Annotated in this window: 24 protein-coding genes, 1 pseudogene and 1 riboswitch; of the genes and pseudogenes, 24 read left to right on the top strand and 1 reads right to left on the bottom strand. The window is 40.2% G+C overall.

Translation table 11 applies throughout. The features are described 5' to 3' along the window. Nucleotides 1–198 precede the first annotated feature (198 nt). From BLS02_RS17930 to BLS02_RS17885, 10 genes are all read left to right on the top strand, one after another. Complete coding sequence (locus BLS02_RS17930; RefSeq protein ID WP_092494400.1) at nt 199–1,443, top strand: substrate-binding domain-containing protein; 1,245 nt, start codon at nt 199–201, stop codon at nt 1,441–1,443. A gap of 80 nt (nt 1,444–1,523) precedes the next feature. Then, nucleotides 1,524–2,291: an ABC transporter ATP-binding protein gene (locus BLS02_RS17925; RefSeq protein ID WP_092494399.1), complete on the top strand. Its 768-nt coding sequence runs from the start codon at nt 1,524–1,526 to the stop codon at nt 2,289–2,291. Then, nucleotides 2,275–2,982 carry an ABC transporter ATP-binding protein gene (locus BLS02_RS17920; RefSeq protein ID WP_092494398.1) on the top strand — a complete coding sequence of 236 codons (708 nt, stop codon included), beginning with the start codon at nt 2,275–2,277 and terminating at the stop codon, nt 2,980–2,982. Before BLS02_RS17925 ends, BLS02_RS17920 begins: the two co-directional genes overlap by 17 nt. A gap of 12 nt (nt 2,983–2,994) precedes the next feature. Then, nucleotides 2,995–3,855: a branched-chain amino acid ABC transporter permease gene (locus BLS02_RS17915; protein WP_092494397.1), complete on the top strand. Its 861-nt coding sequence runs from the start codon at nt 2,995–2,997 to the stop codon at nt 3,853–3,855. Nucleotides 3,856–3,863: 8 nt separating this feature from the next. Further along, a complete protein-coding gene (locus tag BLS02_RS17910) occupies nt 3,864–4,844 on the top strand; it encodes a branched-chain amino acid ABC transporter permease (RefSeq protein WP_092494396.1) in 981 nt (326 codons plus the stop codon). A gap of 10 nt (nt 4,845–4,854) precedes the next feature. Beyond that, nucleotides 4,855–5,865, top strand: a complete 1,011-nt coding sequence (locus BLS02_RS17905) for a 3-oxoacyl-ACP synthase (protein WP_092494395.1) — start codon at nt 4,855–4,857, stop codon at nt 5,863–5,865. Between the two features lie 15 nt (nt 5,866–5,880). After that, a complete protein-coding gene (gene phaZ, locus BLS02_RS17900; protein ID WP_092494394.1) occupies nt 5,881–6,786 on the top strand; it encodes an intracellular short-chain-length polyhydroxyalkanoate depolymerase in 906 nt (301 codons plus the stop codon). 109 nt (nt 6,787–6,895) lie between these two features. Beyond that, nucleotides 6,896–7,639, top strand: coding sequence for a 3-oxoacyl-ACP reductase FabG (fabG, locus tag BLS02_RS17895; protein ID WP_092494393.1), 744 nt, complete (start codon nt 6,896–6,898; stop codon nt 7,637–7,639). A 161-nt stretch (nt 7,640–7,800) separates the two neighbouring features. Next, nucleotides 7,801–9,294 carry a class I adenylate-forming enzyme family protein gene (locus BLS02_RS17890; RefSeq protein ID WP_092494392.1) on the top strand — a complete coding sequence of 498 codons (1,494 nt, stop codon included), beginning with the start codon at nt 7,801–7,803 and terminating at the stop codon, nt 9,292–9,294. A 605-nt stretch (nt 9,295–9,899) separates the two neighbouring features. After that, on the top strand, nt 9,900–10,610 hold the full coding sequence (locus tag BLS02_RS17885) for an MOSC domain-containing protein (protein ID WP_092494391.1): 711 nt from the start codon (nt 9,900–9,902) through the stop codon (nt 10,608–10,610). Here the strand turns inward: BLS02_RS17885 and BLS02_RS17880 are convergent. Further along, complete coding sequence (locus tag BLS02_RS17880; RefSeq protein ID WP_092494390.1) at nt 10,607–11,041, bottom strand: Hsp20/alpha crystallin family protein; 435 nt, start codon at nt 11,039–11,041, stop codon at nt 10,607–10,609. The genes BLS02_RS17885 and BLS02_RS17880 overlap by 4 nt on opposite strands. Nucleotides 11,042–11,160: 119 nt before the next feature. Here BLS02_RS17880 and BLS02_RS17875 point away from each other — a divergent pair, with 119 nt between their 5' ends. The 14 genes and pseudogenes from BLS02_RS17875 (at nt 11,161) to purD (ending at nt 25,498) form a co-directional block, all read left to right on the top strand. Then, on the top strand, nt 11,161–11,784 hold the full coding sequence (locus tag BLS02_RS17875; protein ID WP_245736128.1) for a DUF2179 domain-containing protein: 624 nt from the start codon (nt 11,161–11,163) through the stop codon (nt 11,782–11,784). Nucleotides 11,785–12,251: 467 nt separating this feature from the next. After that, nucleotides 12,252–12,394: pseudogene (locus BLS02_RS19245) on the top strand (SDR family oxidoreductase); the annotation flags it as partial. Between the two features lie 96 nt (nt 12,395–12,490). Next, nucleotides 12,491–12,590: riboswitch (purine riboswitch) on the top strand. A gap of 232 nt (nt 12,591–12,822) precedes the next feature. Further along, nucleotides 12,823–13,314 (top strand): 5-(carboxyamino)imidazole ribonucleotide mutase, encoded by a 492-nt coding sequence (gene purE, locus BLS02_RS17870; RefSeq protein ID WP_175559535.1) that lies wholly within the window; start codon nt 12,823–12,825, stop codon nt 13,312–13,314. Then, nucleotides 13,301–14,431: a 5-(carboxyamino)imidazole ribonucleotide synthase gene (gene purK, locus BLS02_RS17865; RefSeq protein WP_092494388.1), complete on the top strand. Its 1,131-nt coding sequence runs from the start codon at nt 13,301–13,303 to the stop codon at nt 14,429–14,431. The genes purE and purK overlap by 14 nt, the downstream gene beginning before the upstream one ends. Next, nucleotides 14,428–15,729, top strand: a complete 1,302-nt coding sequence (gene purB / locus BLS02_RS17860) for an adenylosuccinate lyase (protein WP_092494387.1) — start codon at nt 14,428–14,430, stop codon at nt 15,727–15,729. The genes purK and purB overlap by 4 nt, the downstream gene beginning before the upstream one ends. Continuing rightward, on the top strand, nt 15,729–16,442 hold the full coding sequence (gene purC, locus BLS02_RS17855) for a phosphoribosylaminoimidazolesuccinocarboxamide synthase (protein WP_092494386.1): 714 nt from the start codon (nt 15,729–15,731) through the stop codon (nt 16,440–16,442). The genes purB and purC overlap by 1 nt, the downstream gene beginning before the upstream one ends. After that, nucleotides 16,439–16,690 (top strand): phosphoribosylformylglycinamidine synthase subunit PurS, encoded by a 252-nt coding sequence (gene purS / locus BLS02_RS17850; protein ID WP_092494385.1) that lies wholly within the window; start codon nt 16,439–16,441, stop codon nt 16,688–16,690. Before purC ends, purS begins: the two co-directional genes overlap by 4 nt. After that, nucleotides 16,687–17,370, top strand: a complete 684-nt coding sequence (purQ, locus tag BLS02_RS17845) for a phosphoribosylformylglycinamidine synthase subunit PurQ (RefSeq protein ID WP_092494384.1) — start codon at nt 16,687–16,689, stop codon at nt 17,368–17,370. The genes purS and purQ overlap by 4 nt, the downstream gene beginning before the upstream one ends. Next, on the top strand, nt 17,354–19,582 hold the full coding sequence (gene purL, locus BLS02_RS17840; RefSeq protein WP_092494383.1) for a phosphoribosylformylglycinamidine synthase subunit PurL: 2,229 nt from the start codon (nt 17,354–17,356) through the stop codon (nt 19,580–19,582). Before purQ ends, purL begins: the two co-directional genes overlap by 17 nt. Continuing rightward, nucleotides 19,558–20,967 (top strand): amidophosphoribosyltransferase, encoded by a 1,410-nt coding sequence (gene purF / locus BLS02_RS17835; RefSeq protein ID WP_092494382.1) that lies wholly within the window; start codon nt 19,558–19,560, stop codon nt 20,965–20,967. Before purL ends, purF begins: the two co-directional genes overlap by 25 nt. Nucleotides 20,968–20,994: 27 nt before the next feature. After that, on the top strand, nt 20,995–22,014 hold the full coding sequence (purM, locus tag BLS02_RS17830; protein WP_092494381.1) for a phosphoribosylformylglycinamidine cyclo-ligase: 1,020 nt from the start codon (nt 20,995–20,997) through the stop codon (nt 22,012–22,014). Continuing rightward, a complete protein-coding gene (purN, locus tag BLS02_RS17825) occupies nt 22,011–22,574 on the top strand; it encodes a phosphoribosylglycinamide formyltransferase (RefSeq protein WP_092494380.1) in 564 nt (187 codons plus the stop codon). Before purM ends, purN begins: the two co-directional genes overlap by 4 nt. A 134-nt stretch (nt 22,575–22,708) precedes the next feature. Further along, nucleotides 22,709–24,232 carry a bifunctional phosphoribosylaminoimidazolecarboxamide formyltransferase/IMP cyclohydrolase gene (gene purH, locus BLS02_RS17820; RefSeq protein WP_092494379.1) on the top strand — a complete coding sequence of 508 codons (1,524 nt, stop codon included), beginning with the start codon at nt 22,709–22,711 and terminating at the stop codon, nt 24,230–24,232. An 18-nt stretch (nt 24,233–24,250) separates the two neighbouring features. Further along, the gene (gene purD / locus BLS02_RS17815) at nt 24,251–25,498 is read left to right on the top strand and encodes a phosphoribosylamine--glycine ligase (protein ID WP_092494378.1); all 1,248 of its coding nucleotides are present in this window, start codon (nt 24,251–24,253) and stop codon (nt 25,496–25,498) included. Nucleotides 25,499–25,612: the final 114 nt, after the last annotated feature.

Genomic DNA, 25,612 nt, shown 5'->3' with positions numbered 1-25,612 from the left:
AAAATGAGATTGTAATCAAGCTAGAGGGGGATTTTCATACAAATATTGATCCTTTCTTACTGCATAAGTGCAACTAAATCATTGGCTATTAAGGTTTCTAAAATGCGAAGCTTTTCTAAGATATGTAACTTTCTTGTAACTGGTTCTATTTATGATTGCGATAAGATGTAATAATTAAATTAAAGGGGGAAACAAGAAATGAATGTCAAACGTATAACTGGGTTGTTATTTATTATGCTGTTAATTGCTGTATTTGTAACAGCCTGTGGAGATGAGGATGCTTCTGGTGAAAGCGAAGATTCATCTAATGGAAGTGATACAGAAGGGGAAGAAACGACTGAGACGGTTAAAATTGGTGTTCTTGCATCATTAACTGGTGCATTGGAAGCTTATGGGAAGCAAACTAGAAAGGGATTTGAGCTAGGACTTGATTATGCAACTGACGGAACAATGGAAGTCGCAGGTAAAAAAATTGAAGTAGTCTTTGAGGATACTGAAACAGATCCAAAAGTTGCCCGTCAAAAAGCAATTGGTCTGCTGGAAGATGAAAATGTAGATTTCCTTGTCGGATCATCAAGCTCTGGTGATACCTTAGCAGTAACGCCTCTAGCAGAGGAATATGAAACAATTATGGTTGTTGAACCAGCTGTTGCAGACAGTATTACAGGTTCAGAGTATAACGATTACATTTTCAGAACAGCTCGTAATTCATCACAGGATGCAGTTGCAGCTGCTGCTTCAATTGCTGATGAAGGGGTGAAGATTGCGACACTAGCACCGGATTCCGCATTTGGGCAGGATGGTGTTGCAGCATTTAAAAAAGCAGCAACAGATTTAGGCGCTGACATTACGCATGAGGAGTATGCGGATCCAGCAGCAACCGATTTTACTGCAAATATTCAAAAGATCATTGAGGCAGATCCTGACTATTTATTCGTAGTATGGGCAGGAGCGAATACACCATGGAATCAAATTGCTGATATGAAACTTCAGGATCAAGGTATTGATATAACAACAGGTGCACCTGACATTGCAGCACTATCAACGATGTCGCCATTAGTGGGAATGAAAGGGTTCACTGTTTATTATCATACATTACCTGACAATGAGGTGAATGACTGGCTAGTAAAAGAGCATAAAGAGCGTTTTGATGGTGAAGTTCCAGACTTATTCACACCAGGAGGTATGAGTGCAGCAATTTCGATTGTGGAAGCGCTTAAAAAGGCAGAAGGAGATGCATCAGCAGATAAACTGATAGATACAATGGAAGGAATGAGCTTTGAAACACCTAAAGGAACAATGACATTCCGTCCAGAAGATCACCAAGCATTACAATCGTTATACGCAATAACTTTAGAGGAAAAAGAAGGATTTGATTATCCCGTTCCAGTACTGGAGAGAGTCCTATCCCCAGAGGAAACTGCACCACCAATTAAAAATTAATTAACTGACCAAATTTGGAACATCCCCCCATCTAATCTGGTGGGGGTTGTTCCACCATTAATTCACAGGGAGGAATAACGATGACTGCAATATTGGAAACAAAAGACTTGGCTATAGCATTTGGCGGCCATACAGCTGTTGACCATATTTCCGTACAAATCACCGAAAAGAAGTTTACCTCCATTATTGGTCCAAATGGTGCGGGGAAAACTACATTGTTTAACCTGCTTAGTGGCCAATTATCTCCAACAAACGGTCAAATTCTTTATAAGGATCAAGATATTACAAAACTTTCAACGACTAAGCGAACTCGTCTTGGAATAGGAAGATCCTTTCAAATCACAAATGTTTTTCCTAATCTGACAGTACTTGAAAATGTTCGATTAGCGGTGCAATCCCAAGCAAAGGTTCGTTATCAAATGCTTGCACATTTCAAGTATTACAAGCAATTTGAAGTAAGGGCGATGGAGCTTCTTGAAAGAGTATTCCTGGACACAAAAGCTGATTTACGTGCTGTTAACCTCGCACACGGGGAAAAAAGGAAGCTTGAAATGGCGATGCTGCTGGCATTGGATACAGAGGTCCTTTTGCTTGATGAACCTACAGCAGGAATGTCCCTTGAAGAGGTTCCGGCAATTATCGAAGTGATTAAAAAGATTAAGGAAGAAGAGGATCGGACAATTGTGCTAATAGAACATAAGATTGACATGATTATGGACTTATCGGATGAAGTACTGGTTCTATTTCATGGGGAGTTATTAGCAAAGGGAACACCTGAGGAGATAATTGAGAATGAAACGGTTCAGTCAGCATATCTAGGAGGCATGTACGATGAGCAACTTGCTTGAGCTACAACAGGTTGAAGCATACATACAGCAATATCATATATTACACGACATTTCATTTGAAGTCCCAAAGGGTGAAGTAACCGTACTTCTTGGCAGAAATGGTGCCGGCAAGACAACTACTTTGCGGACAATTATGGGGCTAAATCAGGCTTCTGGTGGATCCATTATCTATAATGATAAAGAAATTGGACAGTTAAAGACACATTCAATTGCCCAAAACGGGATTGGCTATGTTCCAGAAGACCAGGGGATATTTGATAACCTGACTGTTGGTGAGAATTTGAAAGTTGCAATGAAAAAAGAAGATGAAGAGACAACAACACGTATGGAGTGGGTTCTTGGATTATTCCCGGATCTTCAAAAATTCTGGAAGAAACCAGGTGGACAATTAAGTGGAGGACAAAAGCAAATGCTCGCAATTGCAAGAGCATATGTAAATGAAAATGAATTGCTTTTAATTGATGAGCCTAGTAAAGGGCTCGCTCCGATTATCGTAGAGAAAGTGATGGAATCTATTCAGCAAATGAAGGAACAAACGACCATCTTGCTGGTGGAACAAAATTTTCTAATGGCAAGTAAAATTGGTGATCGTTTTTATATTATTGATGATGGGCAAACAATTCATAATGGCCAGATGGATGAATTAAAAAATGACAAAGCATTGATGAAAAAATATTTAGGAATTGCATAGGGAGGGGAAGGTATGGATTTAATAGTTAGTTTGGCAATAAATGGGCTTGCGACCGGTATGCTGATTTTCCTTCTCGCGGCAGGGCTTACACTGATCTTTGGTTTAATGGATGTTTTAAACTTTGCACATGGCGGTTTATTTGTTTGGGGAGCTTTCAGCGGTGTATGGGTCTACAATCTAACCGGAAATTTCATGCTTGGAATAGCTGCTGCAATTGTAACGGGGCTGATTTTGGGAGCAATTACGGAATTTTTAATCATCAGACCGGTTTACGGAAATCACATTCAACAGATATTAATAACATTAGGGCTTATGCTGGTGCTTGGTGAATTGATTAAGGTCGTTTTTGGGCCAGAACAAAAGTCCGCAGTTCCCCCGGCATTTCTTGACGGGAGCTTTATGTTGGGTGATATCATCCTCATTAAATATCGATTATTTATCATAGCAGTAGGAATATTTATATTTGCGCTTACTACGTTTATTTTAAAACGGACGCGTATTGGATTAATTGTTCGAGCAGGAGTAATGAATAAAGAAATGGTACAATCACTCGGAATTAATATCCAATTTGTATTTATGGCAGTATTCATGGTCGGCGCAGCGATGGCGGCACTGAGTGGAATGCTTATGGCACCATATTCAGGAGTTATATATGCAGAAATGGGCCTGGAGTTTGCGATATTAGCGTTTATTGTGGTTGTTATTGGCGGAATGGGCAGTTTTAAAGGATCCTTATTTGCAGCTATTTTAGTAGGGTTAACTCAAGCATTTATGGCTTATTATGTACCAGCACTATCGTTAGCGGTAAATATGCTTTTGATGACAGCAGTACTTATCTTCAGACCAGAAGGATTATTTAAGGTGAAGGGGTGAGATAATAAATGAATTTACGCCATATTGAAAGAAGTACCTGGATATATATAGCCTTTGCATTGTTATTGTTTATCGTCCCATTCTTATTTACAGGTCGCAGCATGCTATTTATGATTATGCAGGTCTTTATTTTTGGTATTTTTGCAATGAGTTACGATCTGCTTCTGGGATACACCGGTATTATCTCATTCGGACATGCAATGTTTTTTGGGATTGGTGCATATTCTGCTGCAATTGTGATGGATTTAAACGATTCTACACTACTTTCTTTAGCCGCAGGGGTTTTAGTTGCGGTAATTATTGCTGCGATTGTCAGTTTTATAGCCGGTATACTCACGCTGCGGCTTAAAAGTCACTTTTATGCCATGCTGACATTGGCACTGGCTGGGCTGTTTCTGGTAGCTGCCGAAAAGTGGACCAGTTTGACTGGTGGTGGAGAAGGGTTCACATTTAGATTGCCAGAGTTCCTTCGAGACTCGGGAACGATGTATATGATTTGTCTTATTTCACTTGTAGTCTTCTTTTTTGGACTCAGGCGATTTACAAAATCACCATTAGGAAAAGTGCTGGTGGCGATAAGAGAAAATGAAAATCGTACTGAATCTTTAGGATTTCAGGTACTGCATTATAAAGTGATTGTTAGTGTAATAGCAGGTGTGATTGCAAGTTTTGCCGGTGTACTATATGTATTGTCGTTACGATTTATTGATACAAGTGTATTTGCAGTAGACGTTACGCTGGATGCCTTGTTAATGACGATTATCGGTGGGGTTGGAACACTGATTGGTCCACTTATCGGTGCCGGATTGGTAGAATTTGCTCACCACTGGCTATCGGACTTAGCTGACGTGCATTGGATTTTCGAACGCTGGATTATTTTATATGGGATTGTTTATATTTTAGCTGTTATTTTCTTCCCATTAGGTATTGCCGGAACAATACAATCCAAGTTTTCTAATCGAGTGACTAAAGGGTTATCTAAAAAATGAGGTGTCGGTTATGGAAGCAGTAGGTGTTTTAAGTACAGGGGTATATATTCCTGAAAAGAAGCTTACATCAGCAGATTTAGCTGATCAGTCCGGACTCCCCATGGAAGTTATTGAAGAAAAGATGGGAATTAGAGAAAAACCTATCCCTGGCGAAGACGATCATACGTGTGAAATGGGGATATTTGCTGCTAAAAATGCATTAGCTAAAGTGAAGTTGGATCCTAAAGAAATTGACGTTGTAATCTATATTGGGGAAGAACATAAAGAATATCCCTTATGGACTGCTGGAATAAAACTGCAGTATGAGATTGGAGCAGTCAATGCTTGGGCATTTGATACGGCATTGAGGTGCGGAACAACGATAATGGCACTAAAGCTGGCTAAAGATATGATGTTAGCTGATCCAGGTATAAACACTGTCTTGTTAGCGGGTGGATACCGGAATGTCGATTTTATTAACTATCAGAATCCTCGTACCCGATTTATGTTCAATCTTGGAGCTGGTGGGGGTGCAATAATCTTACAAAAGGATCACGCTGTAAACCATTTGCTGGCAACCCACATGATTACAGATGGTTCTTTTTCTGAGGATGTAGTTGTTACGACAGGTGGTACGAAAAATCCAGTTACTAAAGAAACGCTGGACGCAGGATTGTATCAATTGGATGTACTGGACCCACCAGGGATGAAAAAACGTCTGGAACAAAAATCGATGGAAAATTTTATAACGTGTATTGAGAAGGCACTGGACAAAAGCGGTTATACAAAAGAGGATATTGACTATGTTGCGATGCTGCACATGAAGAGGTCTGCGCATAGATACGTACTAGATCAGCTAGGTGTTGATTATGACAAATCTATCTATTTGGAAAACTATGGTCATATTGGTCAAATGGATCAAATTATTTCACTCGAGCTTGCAGAAGACCGTGATATGCTTAAAGATGGTGATATCGTAGTACTTGTTTCTGCCGGGATTGGATATGCTTGGGGAGCCAATGTGATTCAATGGGGAAAATAAAGGGAGGCTAGTCTTATGTCAAACGTATTGCTGAACAAGGTTTTATTGTCGAATGGTGAAGAAATCGCTTATCGTGAACGAAAGGGTGGAGATAAGAACGTGTTACTTGTTCATGGGAACATGACATCATCGGTTCATTGGGACTTGGTAATTGAAAATCTATCACCAGACTTTAAAGTATATGCAGTAGATTTGCGTGGGTTTGGTGAATCATCCTACAACAAGCCGATAGAAACGATAATGGATTTCTCGAATGACTTAAAACTGTTTGTTGATGAAATTGGATTGCGGGACTTTTCACTTGTAGGATGGTCGCTGGGAGGAGCAGTTGCCCAGCAGTTTTGTGCTGATTATCCTGATTATGCGACACATCTATTTTTACTAGCTTCCGCATCTTCACGAGGATATGCTTACTTTGAAACTGGAGCAGATGGATTGCCAGTAACATCAAATCGTCTTGAAACGTTGGAGCAAGTTAAGCAGGATGGCAAAACAAAAGTTGTTCAAAATGCATATGACACAAAGAACTTCGATTTACTCAAGCAAACGTGGGATATGTTAATTTACCGAAAAGATAAGCCTAATCAAGCAAGGTATGAAAAATATTTGGCTGACATGACAACACAGCGAAATCTTGCTGAGACGTATCAAGTGTTAAATATCTTCAATCTAAGCAATGTTCATAACGGGCTTACGAAAGGTCAAGACAAAATCAAGAATATAAGCATCCCGGTATTAATTGCCTGGGGCGATGAAGACCTTGTTGTTACAAAACAAATGACAGATGAGCTCATCGAGGACTATGGAGAAAAAGCAACTTACAAAGAACTAACCGGAAGTGGACATTCACCACTGATTGATGATCTTGACAATCTTTTGGAACTCATGGAAGACTTTTTTTTAACCAGTAAGAAGGTATAAATACTTTTTTTACTGCATAAATGCAATTAAGGCTTTCGCCATTTATACGTGACGATAAGCCAATTTTCTTTAACAAAAGACTAATGCATAGCAGAAAGGACGTAGAAAGATGAATAGATTACAAGATAAAGTAGCCATTATTACAGGTGCAGCAAACGGCATCGGCTTACAAGCAGCACGAACTTTTGCAAATGAAGGGGCGCAGGTTGTTATTGCTGACTTTGATGAAGCTAGTGGTAAAGAGCGAGAAGGTGAACTTCAATCAGAAGGTATGAAATGTACATTCGTTCAAGTAAATGTAGCTGATCGAGAAAGCGTTGATGCGATGGTCGACGAAGTATTATCGACTTATGGAAAGGTTGATATATTAATCAATAATGCTGGAATTACAAGAGATGCGATGCTTTCAAAAATGACACCAGAACAATTTCAGCAAGTAATTGATGTAAATCTGAATGGTGTGTTCCATTGTACGCAGGCTGTCATGCAGTCCATGACTGCGCAGGGAAAAGGAAAAATAGTCAATACTTCTTCCGTATCAGGCACCTATGGAAATGTCGGGCAGACTAATTATGCGGCAGCTAAATCTGGAATTATTGGCATGACTAAGACGTGGGCAAAAGAGCTTGCAAGAAAAGGGGTAAATGTCAACGCAGTTGCTCCAGGGTTCACGGAAACCGGAATGGTTGCTGGCGTGCCAGATAAAGTGATTAATCAAATGAAGGAACAAATTCCAATGGGACGATTAGGGCGTCCAGAGGATATAGCTAACGCCTACTTGTTCCTTTCTTCAAATGAAGCAGACTATGTTAATGGTCATGTCCTGCACGTTGATGGTGGAATTATGATGTAAGACAGAGGAGTGTTCCAGTATTGGAACGCTCTTTTTGGCAGTAAGAAGGTATAAATCTTTTCTTACAGCATTCACAAAGAGGTGTTTAACTGTAACCATCATGTAACTCCAACCTTCTATACTTACTGTAATATACTTAGAGATGCAATGGAGGGGTAGTAATGCATTGTGCATTAGATTGGTTTCAGAGTCGGGTGGATTTATTTCCTGAAAAAAAGGCCGTGGTTGATGCAAAAACAAATCACACCTGGACATATAAACAGCTTAATGAACGAGCGGAGCGTTTAGCACAATATTTTATCGAAAATGATATTCAAAAGGGTGATAGAATTGCATTGTTAGCCTCCAACCATATTAGTTATTTTGATTTCATATTTGCTTGTATGAAAATTGGATCAGTATTTGTACCATTGAATTGGCGGCTATCAATTGATGAATTACGTTACGTAATCCAGGATTGTTCACCAAAATTAATAGGTATTGACCCACAGTTTCAGGGTAATTTAACTCAGACTGAAATAGATAATATCTTAATAGAAATTGATAATAATAATTATATCGATCGCTTGCAGACCTCTAGTACTTTATCAGAGGTACACGAACCGGATGAAACGGACGCACTAGCCATGATTTACACTGGTGGAACGACTGGCCAGCCAAAAGGGGCCGTCTTGTCACATCGGTCAATTTTGTGGAATGCAATGAACACCATAATCAGCTGGAACTTAACAAACGAAGACATAACATTAACTTGCCTGCCGATGTTTCATACAGGCGGACTAAACGCATTATCTTTACCACTAATGCTTGTTGGTGGAAAGGTTGTCATTTCACCAGAATTTGAAGCATCTACAGCAGTCAATGATCTAATTACATATGAATGTACGATCGTTTTATGTGTACCAACGATGTATCACATGATGATTCGTACTAAAGCATTCCAACAAGCAAGTTTTCCGAAAATGAAAGTATTCCTATCTGGTGGTGCTCCATGTCCCCACGATATTTACAAGGCTTTTCGTGAAAAAGGAATTCCATTTAAAGAGGGTTATGGCTTAACAGAAGCGGGACCGAATAATTTTTATATAGATCCTGCTGACACGGAACAGAAAATGGGGTCAGTTGGGAAACCTATGCTTTTCAATGATATAAAGATTATCACTGAAAAGGGAGGAAAAGTTGGTGGTGAAACGGTTGGTGAACTCCTGATACGAGGGAATCATTCGTTCGAATATTACTGGAATAAGCAGGAAAAAACAGATCAAACGATTATTGATGGTTGGGTGCATACTGGAGATTTAGCAAGACAAGACGAAGAGGGTTATGTATATATTGTTGGGCGTAAGAAAGACATGATTATTACCGGGGGAGAGAATGTCTATCCACTAGAAATTGAACATTGGCTTGAATCTAATGACAATATAAGTGAAGCTGCAGTTCTCGGTTTACCTGATGATAAGTGGGGAGAAATTGTAGTAGCATTTGTTGTGCCCACTGAAAAAATGACTGAAACAGAATTGAAAATCTATTGTGAGAATAAATTGACTAGATATAAAGTGCCCAGGAAGTTTCTATTATTAGAAGAATTACCGAAAACTCATGTTGGAAAAATTAATAAGGTCGTATTGAAAGAAAAAGTAATGGAAATGAATTAAAAAAACGCGGAATTTTGATTAAAGTGGTTTAATTGGGAGTACAACACGTGATTGCCCCCTTAATTGAACCGCTTTTTCTATGTGAAATAGCAAGGAGGGGAACTCTTGATAGCAGGGCTGCACCTCACATTCCGCAAATGAACAATCAAGCTTTTCGTTCGTACCCCTGTTTGGGTTGATATTCAGTGAATTTAGTCGATATCCTGCAATTGAGGTTGATATACTGTATTCCAAGTTGATATAACACAATTTGGGTTGATATAGCATGTTCCAAGTTGATATCTGACAATTGAAGTTGATATATCGTATTTCAGGTTGATATATCAGATCCCAGGTTGATAAGTGATGCCAAATAAGAGTTCTAATACTGCTTAGGCTTTTTTATTGGCGTTTTGAGACTGGAATTTTTGAGACTCCTGTTGAAAAACGGGATAGCAATTCCTAGCAGAGACCCACGAACGAGGACCCCCGCAAGTTTGATCGCAGAAATCCAGAACATCCATCTATACCAACTGAATTACTAAAATCCAAAATATGGCTCCGTGCTATTTTCATTTTTTCATCAATAAAGATACAATGTAAATAAAAAGAGGTGACGTGGCGTTATGACTAGACCTTATGTAGATAAATTATTAACTGGAAAAGTAAAGCGTTTAGGAGATGCTCATGCAGAAGATCGCATGGATAGGCTGTGGGAGACTGGCATGTTTAAAAGTGAATCAGACGACAGAATATGGCTTGGAGACGCTGGATTTGTTGAAGATGAAGTGGCGGACAATAAAAACCACGGTGGCCCAGAAAAAGCTGTATTTGCTTATCCAAAAGAGCATTATTCCTATTGGCAGAAGGATTTAGAATTAAATTCAATTGGAATCGGTGCAATGGGTGAAAATTTGTCACTGGATAATGCAGATGAATTCACTATTTGCATAGGTGATACGTACCAATTCGGTGAAAGCATTATTCAGGTTGCGCAGCCGAGGCAGCCTTGCTGGAAGCCTGCGCGTCGTTTTCGTATAATGGATTTTGCACTACGTATACAAAATAGTGGGCGGACAGGCTGGTATTTTCGAGTGCTGCAGGAAGGATATGCCGAAGCAGGACTGGAACTTGAATTACTCGAACGGCCATATCCTCATTGGACAATTGCTGCCTGCAACGAAGTCATGCATTTCAACAAAGAAGATTTAAAAGCAGCTGATGAACTTGCTTCATGTGAGTTATTAGCTTATAGTTGGAAAAACACACTAAATAAGAGGCTGAAAGGTAAGAGTTCATCAGTTGAAAAGCGTGTGTTTGGGCCGAACAAAGTCTAATCATGCTCTACTATTTGAACGTTCACCTTGTTCCGACCGCTTTCATCCGATATGAGTCTATGCAGCTGAATAAATACCAAACCATCTTTATATGTTGCGTTTATTTTATCTCTTCGTACAGGAAATGGTAACGTTATTTCACGTTCAAACACACCTTGAAGTATTTCTTCTTTGACCACAGTACCACCTGTATAGGAAATGTCTATAGCACCTTTAAGTTCCAATCTTGCGTAATCTACAAAGATATCAACTTTGTTTAAATCGGTTAGACCTGGGATATTAACAATGCATATAAGTTCATGGTCATACTGATAAATATTGATCTGTGGAATAGTAGGTTTTATAACCCCTTCAAATTCATTCCAGAATTGATCACCAAAAAAATGATCCATGTTCTTTCGCCAATCAGACATTTGTTTAAAAGGATCCATGAAGACACCTCGTTTAAAGTTGGATAGAATTACTTTATAATGTATGCATTAGCTAGGCGTTAGGTGAGTATTATTGAATGTAACGTATTTCTGCAGTAAGAGATCTAGGAGGGTTAATGTTGCTGGAAAATGCATATATCATGGTGGCAATCATTCTTATCATAAATATAGTGTATGTATCGTTATCAACAATTCGCATGATCCTGACACTAAAAGGCCGACGGTATATAGCGGCATTTGTTAGCATGTTTGAAGTGGTTATTTATGTTGTTGGACTTGGACTGGTTTTGGATAATTTAAATGAAATACAAAACCTTATTGCGTATGCGCTTGGTTTTGGAATTGGCGTTATTGTCGGTACAAAAATTGAGGAAAAGCTTGCATTAGGCTATATTACCGTTAATGTTATCTCGTCCGATCCGAATATCGAATTCACAAGAAAGCTAAGGGATAAAGGGTATGGCGTGACAAGCTGGTTTGCCTATGGAATGGAAGGCGATCGTCTTGCCATGCAAATTCTGACACCAAGAAAATATGAGCTGATACTATATGAAACAATTAAGACAATAGATCCTAAAGCATTTATTATTTCGTATGAACCAAAACAGATTAACGGAGGTTTCTGGGTTAAACAAGTACGAAAAGGCCGACTGTTTAATCAAAAAAAGAACTATCCAGGTGAAGCAAAACCGCAAGAGGAACAGCAGCCCCCAAAGCAAAATGATGAAGATTTAAAAGAATAATAAGTAGATAATCGAACAGGTTGCAGCCTGTTCGATTATCTTTCTATAACTACAATCGAATCTCGAATGGAAAAAGTGTCACTTATTATTTATTTTTTAAGGCAGTTTTCTAAAAGATTGTTTCTATTGATATAAACTGCGACGTAATATGAAAAAATAATTGGTGCTATGATACCGCTCCGGAAATACACCACTATGCGCATCTTAGGGCGGTTGGCGATTCGCCCTATTTGGTGCGCACTGCGTGGTCAGCGAACCTCACTAAATACTACGAATCGGTTCCCAGTCTTACATCAACTACTTGTGAAGCTTCATTGTATGGCAAAAGCAAGAATTTATTTGAAAATAGCTTTTTAATGCCACTTTTCGTATCACTCATTCGATTGTAATTATATAGAAGGCTGATTCAGTGAACCTGGTGTTGAGACGGAAAGGTATTTCCATCTTGTTGATGACTACATTGCAAAAAAATTGGCACTGATGTACCTATGAAACGAGCAGGTCAACCGTATGAACTAGCGTCTGCATATGTTTATCTTGCTTCTGATGTTTTTCCTGTATTTCTGGCCAGGTTATCCATGTTAATGGCAGGAAAATGGTGAGTTCCTAAGGTATTCATCAATAAAATCCGAACATTAAATTATATTTATTCGCTATTGTTCGATATTTTATTGACATTTTAGAAGCTGGTTTGATATGCTAAAACCAACAAATAAATACGGTTCCTCATATATTTTTGAGAATATGGCTCAAAAGTTTCTACCAAGCACCATAAATGCTGGACTATGAGGGAGGATGAATCGTTGTATAGCAACGATCCGTTTTAAGATGTCGTGAAAAAAGTCTATTCATCTTCTCTCAAGTTTTTGAGGGAGAGGAATAGACTTTTTTAGCAGTTAAGAAAGTATAACTCCTTTCTTACTGCATAAGTGCAACTAAGGCAATTCGCCCAAAGGCATGGCGAATGCCAAGTTTTCTAATTTAGCAGTTAAGGCATGGCGATAAGCCAAGTTTTCTAAGCAGGGAGAGAGGGATTTGATGGTTCAAGTTGGTGTGATAATGGGAAGTATATCAGATTGGGAAACAATGCAGCATGCATGCGATATGTTGAGTAAGCTAGACATTCCATATGAGAAGGATGTGATTTCAGCTCATCGTACGCCAGATGAAATGTTTACGTATGCCAAATCTGCACGCGAACGTGGTTTGAAAGTAATCATTGCTGGAGCAGGTGGTGCAGCGCATTTACCTGGAATGATTGCAGCTCAAACGACGTTACCTGTTATTGGTGTTCCGATCCAGAGTAAAGCACTAAATGGTCTGGATTCGCTTCTTTCTATCGTGCAGATGCCTGGCGGGGTGCCAACCGCAACGGTTGCAATTGGCAATTCAGGTGCGAAAAATGCTGGAATCATTGCTGCCCAAATCATTGGGTCTTTTGAAGAAAAAGTAGCTGAAAGATTGAAAATGTACCGCGAAGAATTACAGGAAAATGTTGCAGAAATGAGGGAAGATCTTGCAAAAGAATAAGGTAATCATCCCACCTCAAACAATCGGAATCATTGGCGGCGGACAGCTTGGGCGTATGATGGCAATTGCTGCAAAATATATGGGATATAAAGTTGCAGTCCTTGATCCAACACCAAACTGTCCGACTGCTCAGGTAGCAGATCAGCAAATCACTGCACCCTATGATGATATGAATGGTATTAAGAAGTTATCAGAACTAAGTGATGTTGTGACATATGAATTTGAAAATGTTGATCTTGATGCTGCAGGGTATATCGAGCAGCATGGTAAGCTGCCACAAGGAGCATACCCTTTGGAAGTCACCCAAAACCGGGAAAAAGAGAAAACAATCATGAAGGATGCAAACTTGCCAGTACCTGATTTTTCAATAGTCTCAAATGGTGAAGATGCGAATAAAGCTTTGAAAACTATGTCATTTCCAGCAGTAATTAAAACATGCAGCGGCGGTTACGATGGCAAAGGACAGCTTAAACTAAATTCAATAGACGATATTACGGCAGCTTGTGAATTTGCTGATCAAAATAGCACATGCATTATCGAACAGTGGATACCGTTTGATAAAGAGATTTCAGTCGTTTTCACCCGTACAAAGTCAGGTGATATTACTTTTTTTCCAATTGCAGAGAATAAGCATCAAGACCACATTTTATATCAAACAACGGTACCAGCGCTGATTAGTGAAACCGTTAATGGAAAAGCTGTCGATGCTGCAAAAGTACTTGCGGAAAAAATGAACATTGTCGGTACATTTGCGCTTGAAATGTTCGTTAAGGATGAAGATATTTTTCTCAATGAAATGGCACCAAGACCGCACAATTCTGGACACTACACCATTGAAGCATGTAATATTTCACAATTTCAGCAGCATATTCGAGCAATTTGCGGGTTAAGTCTAATGCCAATTACATTGCTGCAGCCTGCTGGAATGGTAAATATACTTGGTGACGATATGAATGATGTTTTACGAATGTTGCCTGGACTGGATAACGGCTTTGTTCATTTGTATGGGAAAGAAGGCGTGAAGGCTAAACGTAAAATGGGGCACATTACTTTTATTGAAAAAACACAGGATGATGTCCGTGCAAGACTTACTGCATATGAGGAGGCAAAAAAATGATTGAACGTTATACACGAGAAGAAATGGGTGCAATCTGGACAGAGGAAAATAAGTTCAACGCATGGCTTGAGGTGGAAATTTTAGCATGTGAAGCCTGGAGTGAGCTGGGAGTTATTCCAGCTGAGGATGTGAAAAAGATTCGTCAAAATGCATCATTTAGCCTTGAGCGGATTTATGAAATTGAACAGGAAACACGACATGATGTTGTTGCATTTACGCGTGCTGTGTCAGAAACGCTAGGTGATGAACGCAAATGGGTGCATTACGGCTTAACCTCTACAGATGTAGTAGATACGGCACTATCCTATCAATTGAAACAAGCAAATGAAATCATCCGAAAAGACCTTCATGCATTTATTGAAATACTGAAAAATAAAGCTATCGAACATAAACATACTGTCATGATGGGAAGAACACATGGCGTCCATGCTGAGCCTACAACATTTGGCTTGAAATTGGCTCTTTGGTATGAGGAGATGACACGAAATTTGGAGCGCTTTGAAATGGCTGCAAAAGGCGTGGAGTTCGGGAAACTTTCAGGTGCAGTTGGAACTTATGCAAATATTGATCCATTCGTTGAACAGTATGTCTGTGAAAAACTTGGTCTGACTCCAGCACCTGTCTCAACTCAGACATTACAACGTGATCGTCATGCTGCATATGTATCTGCAGTCACGCTTGCTGCAACATCAATCGAGAAATTTGCTACTGAAATCCGTGGCCTGCAGAAGACAGAAACGCGCGAGGTTGAAGAGTTCTTTGCTAAGGGTCAAAAGGGATCTTCCGCAATGCCGCATAAACGTAACCCAATTGGATCAGAAAACATGACCGGGATGGCCAGGGTCTTACGTGGTCAAATGGTAACAGCATTCGAAAATGTTTCGTTATGGCATGAACGCGATATTTCCCATTCTTCAGCAGAACGCGTTATTTTGCCAGATTCAACAATTGCTTTGAACTATATGCTGAATCGCTTTTCTAACATTGTTAAAAAGCTAACCGTTTTCCCGGAAAACATGAAACGTAATATTGATAAAACACATGGCGTTATTTTTTCACAGCGTGTGCTTCTGGCATTAATTGAAAAAGGTATGGCTCGTGAAGCTGCTTATGACATTGTACAGCCAAAGGCAATGCATGCATGGGAGACTGAAACTCATTTTAAGCAGTTGGTTGAGGCTGACGAACAGATTAGTACGAAACTGTCACAGGCTGAAATCGATGATTGTTTTGATTATACGTACCACCTTAAAAATGTGGATGCAATTTTCAACCGAATCGGACTTGAGGTGAAATGATGAAAGCTGATCTGTTATATGAGGGAAAAGCAAAGCGTGTCTACCAGGCAAAGGATAAACCAGGACAACTAGTGCTGGCTTACAAAAACGATGCAACAGCTTTTAATGGAGAGAAGAAGGCGTCGTTTACAGGCAAAGGGCAGTTGAACAATGATATATCGTCACTTATTTTTCCACTTCTTCATGACAAAAATATTCAGACTCATTTTATTGAAAGATTAAGTGAAACAGAACAGCTTGTCCATCAAACAGAAATCATTCCATTGGAAGTTGTTGTACGTAACCTGGCAACAGGAAGTATTACAAAGCGTCTGGGGATTGAAGAGAGAACAAAATTTAACCCGCCAATTATCGAACTTTTTTATAAAAACGATGAATTGGGTGACCCGTTAATTAATGATGAGCACGCGCTTTACTTAAGTAATGTCACATCCACTGAACTACAGGAAATAAAAGAGAAAGCATTGGAAATAAACAAGCAGTTAACTGCGGTATTCAAGAAAATAGATGTTGAATTGGTAGATTTTAAGCTTGAATTTGGACGCTTGGCAAGTGGCTGTATGGTGCTTGCAGACGAAATCTCGCCAGATACATGCAGACTTTGGGATAGTACCACAAATGAGAAATTGGATAAGGATGTATTCCGCCATGGTACTGGTGATTTGCTCGAAGTATATCAGGAAATTTTTCGACGATTGGAGGCAAAATCATGAAAAAAGTTACCGTGCACGTTACGTTAAAACAAGGTGTACTCGACCCTCAGGGGAAGGCAATTCAAACATCGTTACATTCATTAGGATTTCCGGAAGTAGAAGAAGCCCGGGTAGGTAAATACATTGAACTGACCATGGAGGACGATGCTGATATTGAAGCACGTGTCAAAGCAATGTGCGACAAACTTTTGGCAAATCCGGTAATTGAAGATTATCGCTTTAATGTGGAGGAGGCTGTCCAATCGTGAAGTTTGCTGTAATCGTTTTTCCGGGGTCGAATTGTGATCGTGATATGTATCATGCTGCCAAAGATGTTCTGAAAGCAGATGCTGATTTAGTCTGGTATGAAAATAGCAATCTCGAAAACTATGACGGAGTTCTTTTACCTGGTGGATTTTCGTATGGAGACTACCTTCGCTCAGGTGCGGTTGCTTCAACGTCAAATGTGATGCAGCAGATTAAAGCACATGCTGAAAAGGGCAAGCCGATTTTAGGCGTTTGTAATGGATTCCAAATTTTACTAGAAGCAGGGCTTTTGCCAGGGGCAATGCTCCGTAATAAAAATCTGGCATTCATGTGCCATCAGGAGCCATTGGTTGTGGCGAACAATCAAACCCAATTTACTACAGGATATGAAAAGGGGGAAATCGTTCGTTTTCCAATTGCTCATGGTGAAGGAAACTATTTTTGCGATGAACAGACATTAGCCGATTTAAAAGCAAATGATCAAATCGTCTTTACGTACGAAAATAATCCAAACGGGTCGGTTGCAGATATTGCCGGAATTACCAATAAACAAAGCAATGTTCTTGGTATGATGCCACATCCGGAGCGGGCAGTTGAAGAGCTGTTGGGCAGTGATGATGGACTTAGATTATTTCAGTCAGTAGTCAAAAATTGGAGGGAATCCTATGCTGTTAACAGGTGATATCAGCCCGGTGAAAATCGAACAGGAAAAGTTATACCTGGATATGGGGTTAAGTGACCAAGAGTATGACATGGTAAAAAATATTCTAAAACGTAGACCGAACTTTACCGAGACTGGAATATTTTCAGTCATGTGGTCGGAACATTGCAGCTATAAAACGTCAAAGCCACTGTTAAGTAAGTTCCCAACTAAGGGTCACCATGTTCTGCAGGGGCCAGGTGAAGGTGCTGGCGTCATCGATATCGGGGATGATCAGGCGGTTGTTTTTAAAATAGAAAGCCATAATCATCCATCGGCAGTTGAACCATATCAAGGTGCTGCCACTGGAGTTGGCGGTATTATCCGAGATGTATTTTCAATGGGAGCAAGGCCGATTGCTTTGATGAACTCATTGCGCTTTGGCAATCTGACAACAGACCGTGTTAAGTACCTGTTCCAGGAAGTCGTTCATGGCATTGCAGGTTATGGCAACTGTGTCGGTGTTCCAACTGTTGGTGGAGAGGTACAGTTTGATGATAGCTATGAGGATAACCCGCTTGTAAATGCAATGTGTATTGGATTGATAAATCACGATGAAATTCAAAAGGGCATCGCATCAGGTGTTGGGAATACAGTAATTTATGCTGGAGCAGCAACAGGAAGAGACGGTATCCATGGCGCAACATTTGCTTCAGGTGACTTAGCTGAGGATTCGGATAAAGATCGTCCGGCAGTACAGGTTGGCGATCCTTTTATGGAAAAACTATTAATTGAGGCATGCCTGGAAGTTATCCATTCTGATGCATTAGTAGGAATGCAGGATATGGGAGCGGCAGGACTTACATCGTCTGCAAGCGAAATGGCGAGTAAGGCTGGGACTGGATTGGAAATGAATTTGGACCTTGTACCGCAGCGCGAGCAAAATATGAATGCATATGAATTAATGCTTTCTGAATCCCAAGAACGGATGCTGCTTGTTGTGAAACAGGGACGTGAACAGGAAATTATTGATATATTCGAAAAATACGGACTTGCGGCAACAGCAGTTGGTGAGGTTATTAAGGAAAAGGTATTTCGCCTTAAACAGCATGGCTCACTTGTTGCAGATATTCCAGTTGATGCACTTGCAGAGGAAGCTCCAGTTTATCAGATGCCATCAAAGGAAGCGTCATATGTGAAAGCATTTCAAGAAATGAAAAACGAAATTCTCAAAGTCGAAAATCATGCTGAAATGTTAAAACAACTTCTGCAGCAGCCTACTATCGCAAGCAAGGAATCGGTGTATGACCAATACGACTCAATGGTTCAAACGAACACAGTTGTAACGCCTGGATCGGATGCAGCTGTTGTACGTATTAAAGGAACAGATAAAGCCTTAGCAATTACGACCGATTGTAATTCCCGTTATATTTACCTGGATCCAGAAACTGGCGGGAAAATTGCAGTTGCAGAGGCGACCCGAAATTTAGTTTGTTCAGGAGCTCGGCCACTGGGCTTAACGGATGGTTTAAATTTTGGCAATCCAACAAATCCGGAAGTATTTTGGCAAATGGAAAAGAGTGTTGAGGGGATGAGTGAAGCTTCCCGCATTCTCGATACGCCAGTTATAAGCGGTAATGTGTCATTATATAACCAGTCTAAAGGGAATTCAATTTTTCCGACGCCGGTCGTTGGGATGGTCGGATTAATCGAATCGCTAGAACATCTTACACCAAGCTTTTTCCAACAGGCAGGGGACTCCGTATACTTGATTGGCGATACAAAGGCTGAGTTTGGCGGCAGTGAGCTGCAGAATATTATTCAAGGAAAATACGAAGGGAAAGCTCCATCAATTGATTTGCAAATAGAAGCGGAACGTCAGAAGCAGTTATTGAAAGCCATCCGGCAAGGCATTGTTCAATCAGCCCATGATTTGGCTGAAGGCGGATTGGGCGTAGCGCTAGCTGAGGGTACTTTTAACGGAAAAGGATTAGGAGTAGATGTGGAAGTCTCCGGAAATCAAACTGCTTCATTATTCAGCGAGTCACAATCGAGATTTCTTGTCACTGTTAAACCTGAGGATAAAGAGCAGTTTGAAAACATAATCGATCATGCAACAGAGATTGGATCTGTAACGGCTAATGCTCAATTTATCGTCCGAACCAAAGACAGGGTTGTTATTGAGGAAGATGCTAGAGCACTTCACGAATTATGGAAAGGAGCTATTCCATGCTTGCTGAAATCAAAGGCATAAACGAAGAATGCGGTGTATTTGGAATTTGGGGTCATGAAAGGGCAGCAGAACTTACGTATTATGGACTGCATTCGATGCAGCATCGCGGACAGGAAGGTGCTGGGATTGTTGTAAATGATGGCATGGAATTAAAAGCCCATAAAGGGTTGGGTTTAGTCAACGACGTGTTCAAGCATGCGAATTTTTCCGACCTAACAGGAAATGTGGCTGTTGGGCATGTTCGTTACTCCACACAAGGTGGAAAGGGAGTCGAAAATGTCCAGCCATTACTGTTCCGTTCCCAAACAGGGAGTATGGCTTTAGCACATAATGGGAATCTCATGAACGAACAAAAACTGCGAGGAGAGCTTGAGGACGAAGGAAGTATTTTACAAACTTCTTCCGACACAGAAGTACTTGCTCATTTAATAAGACGAAATGGTATGGAAACGAATGAGGAATCTATCTCCAGTGCGCTAAATAAAGTTGTTGGAGCATATGCTTATTTAATTTTAAAAGAAGATAAAATGTTTGCCGCGCTTGACCCAAGCGGAATCAGGCCTTTATCGATTGGAAAACTTGGAGATGCTTATGTTGTTGCATCTGAAACGTGCGCATTCGACCAAATCGGAGCTACTTTTATCCGTGAAGTGTTACCAGGGGAGCTTGTAACGATTAGTGATAAAGGAATAGAATCAACCCGTTTTGCAATGCGTGAGCAACGTAGAATGTGCGCGATGGAGTATGTTTATTTATCGAGACCGGACAGTGACTTAAATGAAGTGAATGTCCATGCTTCCAGAAAACGGATGGGAATGGAGCTTGCCAAGGAGTCTCCTGCTGAGGCAGATATGGTAATTGGTGTTCCGGATTCCAGCATTTCTGCTGCGATTGGTTTTGCCGAAGAAAGCGGACTTCCTTATGAGATGGGAATCATCAAAAACCGTTATGTTGGAAGAACATTTATCCAGCCCTCCCAGGAGCTGCGTGAACAAGGTGTGAAACTGAAGCTTGCACCAGTACGTGGAATTGTTGAAGGAAAACGGATTGTGATGATAGATGATTCAATTGTTCGCGGAACGACAAGCAGACGAATTGTTCAAATGCTCAAAGAAGCCGGTGCCAAAGAAGTTCACGTTCGAATTGCTTCTCCTTCTATTCAAAATCCGTGCTATTACGGTATTGACATGTCAACACGAAAAGAGTTAATTGCAGCGAACAACTCCGTTGATGAAATTTGTGAAATTATTGGTGCTGAAAGTGTTTCTTATTTATCGATTGATGGATTAGAAAAAGCAATCATAAAAGATAAAACACTCCATCAAGGAATTTGTGCTGCATGTATGACAGGAAATTATCCTGTAAAAGAAAGCGGTCAAACTGAAATTTCTTATACGAGATGTTAATAATTTTTACTGGAGGATGTGTCAAACATGTCAAACGTTTATAAAAATGCCGGTGTCGATGTTAATAAGGGATATGAAGCCGTTGAACGAATGAAAAAGCATGTAGCCAAAACATCCCGGCCGGAAGTACTGGGCGGTATTGGGGCATTTGCTGGTTTGTTTGAGCTATCCTCATTCAATTACAAAGAACCTGTTATGGTTTCAGGGACCGATGGCGTCGGAACCAAACTGAAACTGGCCTTCCAATTAGGAAAGCATGATACAGTTGGCGAAGATCTTGTTGCTATGTGTGTCAATGACATTGTTGCACAAGGTGCACAGCCGTTATTTTTCCTGGACTATATAGCATGCGGTAAGAACAACCCCGAAATGATCGAGCAAATTGTTTCTGGAATTTCCAATGGGTGTGTTGATGCAGGTGCAGCCTTAATTGGTGGTGAGACTGCTGAAATGCCCGGTATGTATAGTGATGATGAATATGACTTGGCAGGTTTTACAGTAGGCATTGCTGAAAAGTCCCGTTTAATTACAGGGGACGAAATTAATTCTGGTGATGCCATTATTGGATTGGCGTCAAGTGGAATTCACTCGAATGGCTATTCATTGGTAAGGAAACTAGTAGAGGATCTTGATTTAACGAAAATATATGAAGGGCTGTCAGAGTCACTAGGAGATACACTGTTAACTCCTACCAGGATTTATGCAAAGGCAGTTTCTGCTGTCATGAAAAAAATATCAATCAAAGGAATTTCACATATTACAGGTGGAGGTTTTTACGAAAATCTGCCACGCATGTTGCCTGAAGGACTTGGAGTAGAGATTAATCATTCAAGCTGGCAACGTCCCGCGATATTTTCTTTTTTGCAAAAGCAGGGTGATATTCCTGATGAGGATATGTACAGCGTATTTAACATGGGAATTGGTATGGCAATCGTCATTGCCGAGGAAGATGTTGATGACGTACTAAATTGCCTACAGGAACAAGGAGAAACAGCCTCCGTTATAGGGAAGGTTACATCAAACGAAGGGGTGCATTTTACATCATGAATAAGATAAGAGCTGCTGTATTCGCATCAGGTTCAGGCAGTAATTTTCAGGCAATCATGGAAAAAAACGACCTTCTGTGTGATGTTTCGCTACTTGTTTGTGATAAACCTGGTGCCAGTGTACTAGAAAAAGCGGAAAGGTTCGGTGTCCCGACGTTCGTTTTTGACCCCAAGAAGTATGCTTCTAAATCCGATTACGAGAAGGAAGTTGTACGTAGGATGCAACAAGCAGACATCTCATGGATATTTTTAGCCGGATACATGCGAATTGTTGGACCAACTCTATTACACGCCTATGAAAATAAAATTATTAATATTCATCCGTCATTGCTTCCAGATTTCCCTGGAAAAGATGCTATTGGTCAAGCCTATAAAGCAGGTGTTAGTAATACTGGTGTAACTGTTCACTATATTGATGAAGGAATTGATACTGGGCCAGTAATCGCACAGAAATCGGTAGAAGTTTTCAGCGGTGACACAGAGGAAACGTTGAAAGAGCGAATTCAGCAAGTGGAGCATAGGTTGTACCCAAAAATTATCAATCGGTTGATGAAGGAATAGTGTGAGGAAGTAAACTCGAGCGACAAGCACCCGAACTCGAGCGAGAAGCACCTGAACTCGAGCGAGAAGCACCGAAACTCGAGCGACAAGCATCCACAACGAACATAATATCCAATAAGTGAGGAGCTAAACATATGAAAAAAAGAGCACTTATTAGCGTATCTGACAAAGATAATATTACCAATTTTGCCAAAGGTCTAGTTGATTTAGATTATGAAATTATTTCAACAGGTGGTACGCTGAATAAATTAACTGAAGCAGGTATTCAGGCTACTGCAGTAGAAGATGTAACAGGTTTTCCGGAAATGCTGGGTGGCCGTGTAAAAACATTGCATCCGATAATTCATGCGGGGTTACTTGCGAAACGCGATAATGCTGATCATCAGAAGCAGCTTACAGAAAGTGACATTGATCTAATTGATATGGTGGTGGTTAACCTTTATCCATTTAAACAAACGTTTGATCAATTGGATGTAACTGAAGAAGAAGTCATTGAAAACATTGATGTTGGTGGACCTACAATGTTACGTGCTGCTGCAAAAAGTTTTGCGGATGTAACGGTTGTTGTCGATCCAGATGACTACGATAGCACTCTGAAATCTATACAAGAGAATAGGTTAGACAAAACGGAACGGAAAAAGCTTGCTGCAAAAGTATTTCGGCATACAGCACAATATGATTCAATGATTGCTAGTTATTTTACCGAGGATGCTTTTCCTGAAAATTATACCATTACATATGAAAAAGCACAGACTTTACGTTATGGAGAGAATCCACATCAAACAGCCGCATTTTATAAAAATCCAACTGAAACCGCAATGAGTCTGGCTTCAGCAAAACAATTACATGGAAAAGAGCTTTCCTATAACAATATACAGGACGCAAATGCAGCCCTTGAAATAATTGCTGAATATGGAAGCCCTACTGCAGTGGCCGTGAAGCATATGAATCCATGTGGAATTGGTGTTGCAGAGGGGATTAACCGAGCTTTCTCCAAGGCATATGAAGCTGATCCTGTTTCTATTTTTGGAGGGATTGTTGCTTGCAACCGTAAAATTGATGTTGAGTTAGCAACCCAATTGAGCGGAATTTTTCTGGAGATTGTTATTGCACCGGAATTTACCGACGACGCACTAGCTGTTTTAACGAAAAAGAAAAATATAAGATTGCTTGAATTGGCAATGGTTAATGAGCAGTCAACCTATCACAAGCTGACAACGATAAAAGGCGGCGTGTTAATTCAAAGTAATGATGACGCAGAGGTAGAACAAAAGGACCTTACATTTCCAACGGATAAAAAACCTTCTGAGGATGAAATCAAGGACCTGTTATTTGCTTGGAAAGCAGTTAAGCATGTGAAGTCAAATGCAATCGTTCTGGCTAAAGGACTGCAAACGGTTGGTGTTGGTGCAGGGCAAATGAATCGCGTAGGAGCTGCAGATATTGCGCTTGAACAGGCTGAAGAGAAGGCAAAAGATGCAGTAATGGCATCAGATGCATTTTTCCCAATGCCAGACACTGTTGAGATAGCAGCAAAAGCTGGCATAACAGCAGTAATTCAGCCAGGCGGATCCAAGCGTGATCAGGACTCGATTGATATGTGTAACAAATACGGAATTTCCATGGTATATACAGGGATGCGGCATTTTAAACATTAAACATAAAGGGTGTTATTAATGAATATATTAGTTGTCGGACAAGGCGGACGTGAGCACAGTATCGTGATTGATTTAGCCAAAAACAATAATATCAATCAGTTATATGCGGCTCCAGGTAATGGAGGAATTGCTGAATTGGCCACATGTGTGAATATTTCAGAAATGGACATCGATCGTCTAATTAATTTTGCTAAAAAGAATACCATCGACCTCACGATTGTCGGACCAGAGAACCCATTACTGGCAGGGATTGCTAATCGATTTCAGGAAGAAAACCTGTCTATTTTTGCCCCTACAAAGGAAGCAGCTTTATTAGAAGGTAGTAAGCGTTTTGCGAAATCACTTATGCGAAAATATGATATTCCAACAGCTGAACATGCTAGTTTTACTGATGCCTATGATGCGAAAAAATATATTGAAACAAAAGGTGCACCGATTGTAGTTAAAGCGGACGGACTTGCAGCTGGAAAAGGGGTTGTTGTTGCTGAAACTGATAAGGAAGCAATTGAAGCTGTTGACGAAATGCTGGTCAATAAAGCTTTTGCTGAAGCGGGTGCTACAGTAGTAATAGAAGAATGCCTTATTGGGAAGGAATTTTCGCTAATGGCATTTGTCCATGAAAGTAACGTGTATCCGATGATTCCAGCTCGTGACCACAAACGGGCACATGACAATGATCAAGGGCCAAACACCGGTGGTATGGGTGCTTATGCTCCCGTCCAGGATATCTCACAAGAAACCTTGGATTATACAGTAGACAAAATCCTTCAAAAAACAGCTGATGGTTTAATGAATGAGGGACGACCATTCACTGGAATTCTGTATGCAGGTTTGATGATGACTGAGAATGGACCAAAAGTAATCGAGTTTAATACGCGCTTCGGTGATCCGGAAACCCAAGTAGTACTACCGTTATTAACAAATGATCTCCTGCAAGTTTTCCTGGATATAATGAATGGAAAAGATCCAGTTCTCCAATGGGAAGAAAAAAGCTGTACAGGAGTTGTAGTTGCAGCAAAGGGCTATCCAGGTTCATATAAAAAGGAAATTCCGCTAACTGGAATACAGCCATGCGCAGGCGGATTTGTTATTCAGGCCGGAACAAGGAAAACAGACTCAGGCCTTGTTTCAGATGGTGGAAGAGTTCTTCTAGTAGGGGCAAAAGGTTCGAACTTATCAAATGCAGTAGAAGATTCATATAAATGTTTAGATTCTCTTGCCTTATCAAATGAATTTATTTATCGAAGAGATATCGGAAAAAAATAAGTAAAAATGGAATGAGCCCAAGATAGCAAAATATGCACTTGGGCTTTCGTTCACCCTCACCTCCCTCGTCACAAAACTTTCAATTTAATATACAAAAACTTTACAGTTCTAAAG

The sequence above is a fragment of the Virgibacillus salinus genome (assembly GCF_900102415.1).
In the GTDB taxonomy this organism is placed as follows: domain Bacteria; phylum Bacillota; class Bacilli; order Bacillales; family Amphibacillaceae; genus Lentibacillus; species Lentibacillus subterraneus.
Note: the sequence above shows the minus strand (reverse complement) of the source record. Positions and strands in the feature narration are given on the sequence as shown.

What these genes read in the sequence shown, in the direction of transcription:
- BLS02_RS17880 (WP_092494390.1), bottom strand. Translation starts at nt 11,041, where the DNA reads ATGGATCCTTTTAAACAAATGTCTGATTGGCGAAAGAACATGGATCAT.
- BLS02_RS17915 (WP_092494397.1), top strand. Translation starts at nt 2,995, where the DNA reads ATGGATTTAATAGTTAGTTTGGCAATAAATGGGCTTGCGACCGGTATG.
- BLS02_RS17930 (WP_092494400.1), top strand. Translation starts at nt 199, where the DNA reads ATGAATGTCAAACGTATAACTGGGTTGTTATTTATTATGCTGTTAATT.
- purS (WP_092494385.1), top strand. Translation starts at nt 16,439, where the DNA reads ATGAAAAAAGTTACCGTGCACGTTACGTTAAAACAAGGTGTACTCGAC.
- BLS02_RS17890 (WP_092494392.1), top strand. Translation starts at nt 7,801, where the DNA reads ATGCATTGTGCATTAGATTGGTTTCAGAGTCGGGTGGATTTATTTCCT.
- BLS02_RS17885 (WP_092494391.1), top strand. Translation starts at nt 9,900, where the DNA reads ATGACTAGACCTTATGTAGATAAATTATTAACTGGAAAAGTAAAGCGT.
- purF (WP_092494382.1), top strand. Translation starts at nt 19,558, where the DNA reads ATGCTTGCTGAAATCAAAGGCATAAACGAAGAATGCGGTGTATTTGGA.
- purM (WP_092494381.1), top strand. Translation starts at nt 20,995, where the DNA reads ATGTCAAACGTTTATAAAAATGCCGGTGTCGATGTTAATAAGGGATAT.
- purD (WP_092494378.1), top strand. Translation starts at nt 24,251, where the DNA reads ATGAATATATTAGTTGTCGGACAAGGCGGACGTGAGCACAGTATCGTG.
- BLS02_RS17905 (WP_092494395.1), top strand. Translation starts at nt 4,855, where the DNA reads ATGGAAGCAGTAGGTGTTTTAAGTACAGGGGTATATATTCCTGAAAAG.
- purL (WP_092494383.1), top strand. Translation starts at nt 17,354, where the DNA reads ATGCTGTTAACAGGTGATATCAGCCCGGTGAAAATCGAACAGGAAAAG.
- purE (WP_175559535.1), top strand. Translation starts at nt 12,823, where the DNA reads ATGGTTCAAGTTGGTGTGATAATGGGAAGTATATCAGATTGGGAAACA.
- BLS02_RS17925 (WP_092494399.1), top strand. Translation starts at nt 1,524, where the DNA reads ATGACTGCAATATTGGAAACAAAAGACTTGGCTATAGCATTTGGCGGC.
- BLS02_RS17910 (WP_092494396.1), top strand. Translation starts at nt 3,864, where the DNA reads ATGAATTTACGCCATATTGAAAGAAGTACCTGGATATATATAGCCTTT.
- purH (WP_092494379.1), top strand. Translation starts at nt 22,709, where the DNA reads ATGAAAAAAAGAGCACTTATTAGCGTATCTGACAAAGATAATATTACC.
- phaZ (WP_092494394.1), top strand. Translation starts at nt 5,881, where the DNA reads ATGTCAAACGTATTGCTGAACAAGGTTTTATTGTCGAATGGTGAAGAA.
- purC (WP_092494386.1), top strand. Translation starts at nt 15,729, where the DNA reads ATGAAAGCTGATCTGTTATATGAGGGAAAAGCAAAGCGTGTCTACCAG.
- BLS02_RS17920 (WP_092494398.1), top strand. Translation starts at nt 2,275, where the DNA reads ATGAGCAACTTGCTTGAGCTACAACAGGTTGAAGCATACATACAGCAA.
- purN (WP_092494380.1), top strand. Translation starts at nt 22,011, where the DNA reads ATGAATAAGATAAGAGCTGCTGTATTCGCATCAGGTTCAGGCAGTAAT.
- purB (WP_092494387.1), top strand. Translation starts at nt 14,428, where the DNA reads ATGATTGAACGTTATACACGAGAAGAAATGGGTGCAATCTGGACAGAG.
- fabG (WP_092494393.1), top strand. Translation starts at nt 6,896, where the DNA reads ATGAATAGATTACAAGATAAAGTAGCCATTATTACAGGTGCAGCAAAC.